4 protein-coding genes are annotated in these 3822 nt (G+C 38.0%); all 4 read left to right on the forward strand.

The window, feature by feature from the left end:
• The first annotated feature begins 1168 nt into the window (after positions 1-1168).
• The 4 genes from B7C60_RS00860 to B7C60_RS00875 all read left to right on the forward strand — a co-directional run bounded on the left by B7C60_RS00860 (position 1169) and on the right by B7C60_RS00875 (position 3550).
• The gene (locus B7C60_RS00860; RefSeq protein WP_002033345.1) at positions 1169-1459 is read left to right on the forward strand and encodes a hypothetical protein; all 291 of its coding nucleotides are present in this window, start codon (positions 1169-1171) and stop codon (positions 1457-1459) included.
• Positions 1460-1661: 202 nt separating this feature from the next.
• Positions 1662-2177 carry an HNH endonuclease gene (locus tag B7C60_RS17015; protein WP_157928665.1) on the forward strand — a complete coding sequence of 172 codons (516 nt, stop codon included), beginning with the start codon at positions 1662-1664 and terminating at the stop codon, positions 2175-2177.
• Positions 2178-2328: 151 nt separating this feature from the next.
• Positions 2329-2514 (forward strand): hypothetical protein, encoded by a 186-nt coding sequence (locus B7C60_RS00870; RefSeq protein WP_099610026.1) that lies wholly within the window; start codon positions 2329-2331, stop codon positions 2512-2514.
• Positions 2507-3550: an LPO_1073/Vpar_1526 family protein gene (locus B7C60_RS00875; RefSeq protein ID WP_099610027.1), complete on the forward strand. Its 1044-nt coding sequence runs from the start codon at positions 2507-2509 to the stop codon at positions 3548-3550. The genes B7C60_RS00870 and B7C60_RS00875 overlap by 8 nt, the downstream gene beginning before the upstream one ends.
• Positions 3551-3822 lie beyond the last annotated feature (272 nt).

Below are 3822 nucleotides of genomic sequence, written 5' to 3' on the forward strand. Positions count from 1 at the left end.
TTAAGTTTCTCGGAGTAAAAGTTTAGTCGCTCGCTGAAATTCACCATTAGTCACTTGTTGGAAGCTGGTCTGTAACATAGTGACTTCGGTTGTTCAGTGACTCACAAAAAGTGCTTGGTTTGTTTGTGGTTTTTCGTGTCTAAGGTAATCTTCACGTGCTCAACTTGGCTTATGCGCGTGAATTCGCATAACAAACAATTTAAGCAGATTCGCAACGCTTGGCATTTTTGGTTTGAATCGGTTTTAGTGTTTACGGCACAATGGTTTAGGTGTGGTGGCCGCGTTGCTCACTACTTAATTGGGCGTTATGTAACCGTAAAGAAAAAGACCGCAATGTATTGAAAATTAAAGTTTTTTATGATTTCTTTACTTTGAATTTGGCTTCAGCTTTGTATGTTCGGTACTTTTAACTAATTGTTTATATTGGTTATTTTCAAACTTATAAACCTAGTTTTATTCATATTGGTTTAGTTTTCGTCTTCCTTGTTCTTCGAGTCTTTGCTCTGGGTTTTAATGGCAAAGCGGATTTGCGATAAGTTTAGTGGTAGTCATTTTTTTCTTTGAACTAGGGCTCGCAGTTTCGCCGTTGTCACGCAAATTCTACTGGGTTACTGCTAACTTTTCATGTAAGTTAAACGATATTTGGTAATGCTGTTCTTTGTAATGCTTTGAAATAGTTAGCAAAGTTACATAACAAAGCATTCAAGAGGGACAGTCAACGCTTGGCAGTTTTGGTTTGGTTGGCATTTGAGGTTACGGCTGGCTAGTTTGAGTTTTGTTGTTTACGTTGCCTGCCCCTTAATGCGGCGTTATGCTTTATTGAGCCTCAGCAAAATCAATATATAAATTTTAATGGGAAAACTTAGTCTGATTTAGAAGTTTTCCTATTCTAATTCATTGATATTATGAGTTTATTGTTCTTTTTGGTGGTTATTGATAGTTCTCTTTCTTTGGTGTTGTTTACCCTTTGATTCCACAGGCTAATTCGCTTCAATTGTTTGCGATCTTATCGACAACAATGATTGCTGAAAGTAGGCTGGTTTATCATTTTGAGTTAAAGTGGCTGTAGCCAAGAAAAGTTATAAAAATTCAATATAATCAGTAAGTAATAAAACATAGCAAACGCCTCAAGAGGCGTTATGTTTTGGGGATAACTTGAGGAAAAGAGATGGATTTCATTTGGTTAGTTTTAATTTTAGGCGCGGCGGCAACATTCTACTATTTTGTATCATATTCGAAGCCACAGGATGATGATTGGCAGAAATTGCCGACACTTGAAAACTATTTAATAAAGCATCCAGAATGTAAAACGGCAGATCCAGAAAGTGCTAAATGCTTTAGTTGTGGTTCAGACAAAGTGATTTTTCAGCCGTTAACAGCTCATGCAGATCCTCGTTATAAACATATTTGCTTATCATGTAAAAAAACACTTTTTAGAAGTAAGGCAATAATGTCTTGAGCTAGTTGATATTTCTAAGGTTATTTTTAATAAAATCAGCTGGTTGGAATAAAACATAACAAACGCTTCAAGAGGGACTTCCAACGCGTGGCATTTTTATTATGCGTTGATTTTTGTGGTTACGGTGTTATGCGGAAACTTGGTAGTAGCGTTGTCAGCCCCTTAAGCGGGCGTTAGGCGATCTAGTTTTGAGGACGTTGGTATGGCATGGAAAAATGAAGATTTAAAACACCCTAAATGGCAAAGAATGCGTCTCAAGATTATGGAGCGAGATAATTGGAAATGTATTCATTGTGGAGAGGATGATAAAACTTTAAATGTTCATCACTCGCTGTATATAAATGGGCGTAAACCGTGGGAGTATTGCGAATCAGATCTAGAGACGGTTTGTGAAGATTGTCACCGAGAGCTTCATAAAGTAAAAAGACTGTACTCTTCAGCTACTCTGGATAAAAAAATATCTATGTGGCACACGCTAATAGGTGACAGCCCTAAAGTACAACGGGTGATTGAATGTGGCGTATTTTTAATCATAGAGTTAACTGAAAGTAAGGAATACTGTCAGATAATTCATGCGCCGAGTTTTCGAGGGACGTTTTGCCCAATTCCTGCTGAAGCGGTTCATTTCAAGATGTTGAACGAGCCCGAATCACTTGATGAACTTAAACACATTATTATGCAAGGCTCCTCTAGAGAGTGTAAGGGGCCAATCGCCTAACAAAGCATTTAAGAGTGATTCTCAACGCTTGGCATTTTTCATTCCACTGTTGGATTCAGCGTTTACGGTGGTCAGGTTAGGTTTCGTGGTAGCGTTGCTCACACCTTAATGCGGCGTTATGCCTAAAAGTGAATTTTCAACGGAGTTTATAATGGACTGGATTATCGCAAATAAAGAGTGGTTATTTAGTGGTATAGCAATTTCTATTCCTCTAGCAATCATAGGCTGGATACTTTCTAACCGTAGTCAAAAGCAAGTGCAAAAAGGCGGAAAAAACTCTACAAATATTCAAGTTGGTGGAAGTGTCAATATCAGCTCTAAGGGAAAAAATGAATAAGCAAGTGCAAAAAGGCGGAGCGAACTCTACGAACTTTCAAGTAGAGGAATTAAATGTTGTTCAAGGATTAAGTTACCCCGAAGTTAGGCAGGTCGCTATTGACGTTTTTAAAGCTAATTTCTACGAACTGGCAGGTGAAGCGAAGGTCATAGCAGCTGAGCGAGCAGAGCAAGTCACAGAAGACTTTCTAAACAAATTACAAAAAGAAAACCCTCATGGGTTTACTAAGTCACAGGATCCTGATTTTCAGCATGCACTGTTCACCGTACAAAAGGAATATGCTCGAACTGGTGATGAAGACCTTGGTGACTTACTCGTTGATCTACTGGTTGATCGAAGTAAGCAAGAACAAAGAGACATCTTACAAATAGTACTGAATGAATCACTTTCTATCGCACCTAAGTTGACTAAAGATCAACTCTCTGCCCTTGCGATAAATTTCTTGTTTAGGTACACACAAAACTATGCTGTTGGTAATCATAAGTTATTGGGTGACTATTTTGATAAACATGTACAGCCATTCTCAAGCAGTCTGCCTAAAAACTCAGCATCTTATCAACATCTTCAGTTCTCAGGGTGTGGGTCTGTAAGTATGGGTTCAATTTCACTTGAACAGATCATTGGTGAAACATATCAAGGACTATTCCTTAAAGGGTTTGATATTCAAGAAATTGCAAATAGGGAGATCTCTATTGGGCAAAGTCACGACTTTTTTATACCGTGTTTGAATGATCGTGAAAAATGGCAAGTTAGAGCTAACTCTAAAGAAATCCTTGAAAAGAAAATGGAAACGTTGAATGTCCCACAAACGGATAGACCAAAAATCTTGGCTCTTTTTAATCAGGGGAAAATGAATAATCAAGAAATTAAGAGTAAATGCATAGAAATAAGGCCATATATGGAAAATGTATTTGATGTTTGGGCTGATTCTGACATGCAGAGCTTTAGCCTTACAAGCGTTGGCATTTCAATCGGTCACGCTAATTTAAAAAGGCTAGTTGGAGAGTTTGCTAATTTGTCTATATGGATAAATTAGGCATAACAAAGCATTTAAGAGTGATTCGCAACGCTTGGCAGTTTCGCTTCGCTCAAGTATAGCCAAGCGATGCTCACACCTTAACGCGGCGTTATGTAACCGTAGAGAAAAGGCCACAATGCATTGAAAAGTAGATGTTTTTTATGATTGTTCTAATTTCAATGTCGACTTTTTCTGAGCGGGTTTCGTGAATGTTGATTTAACTTTCGGCTTCTTGTTCTTCGAGTTTTTACTCTGGCTTCAATGGTAAAGTGAGTTTGCGATAAGCTTGG

The sequence above is a fragment of the Vibrio fujianensis genome (assembly GCF_002749895.1).
GTDB lineage: Bacteria > Pseudomonadota > Gammaproteobacteria > Enterobacterales > Vibrionaceae > Vibrio > Vibrio fujianensis.

Bases quoted from the DNA above. Each gene is read 5' to 3' on its own strand.
- B7C60_RS00860 (WP_002033345.1), top strand. From the start codon at position 1,169: ATGGATTTCATTTGGTTAGTTTTAATTTTAGGCGCGGCGGCAACATTC.
- B7C60_RS00870 (WP_099610026.1), top strand. From the start codon at position 2,329: ATGGACTGGATTATCGCAAATAAAGAGTGGTTATTTAGTGGTATAGCA.
- B7C60_RS00875 (WP_099610027.1), top strand. From the start codon at position 2,507: ATGAATAAGCAAGTGCAAAAAGGCGGAGCGAACTCTACGAACTTTCAA.
- B7C60_RS17015 (WP_157928665.1), top strand. From the start codon at position 1,662: ATGGCATGGAAAAATGAAGATTTAAAACACCCTAAATGGCAAAGAATG.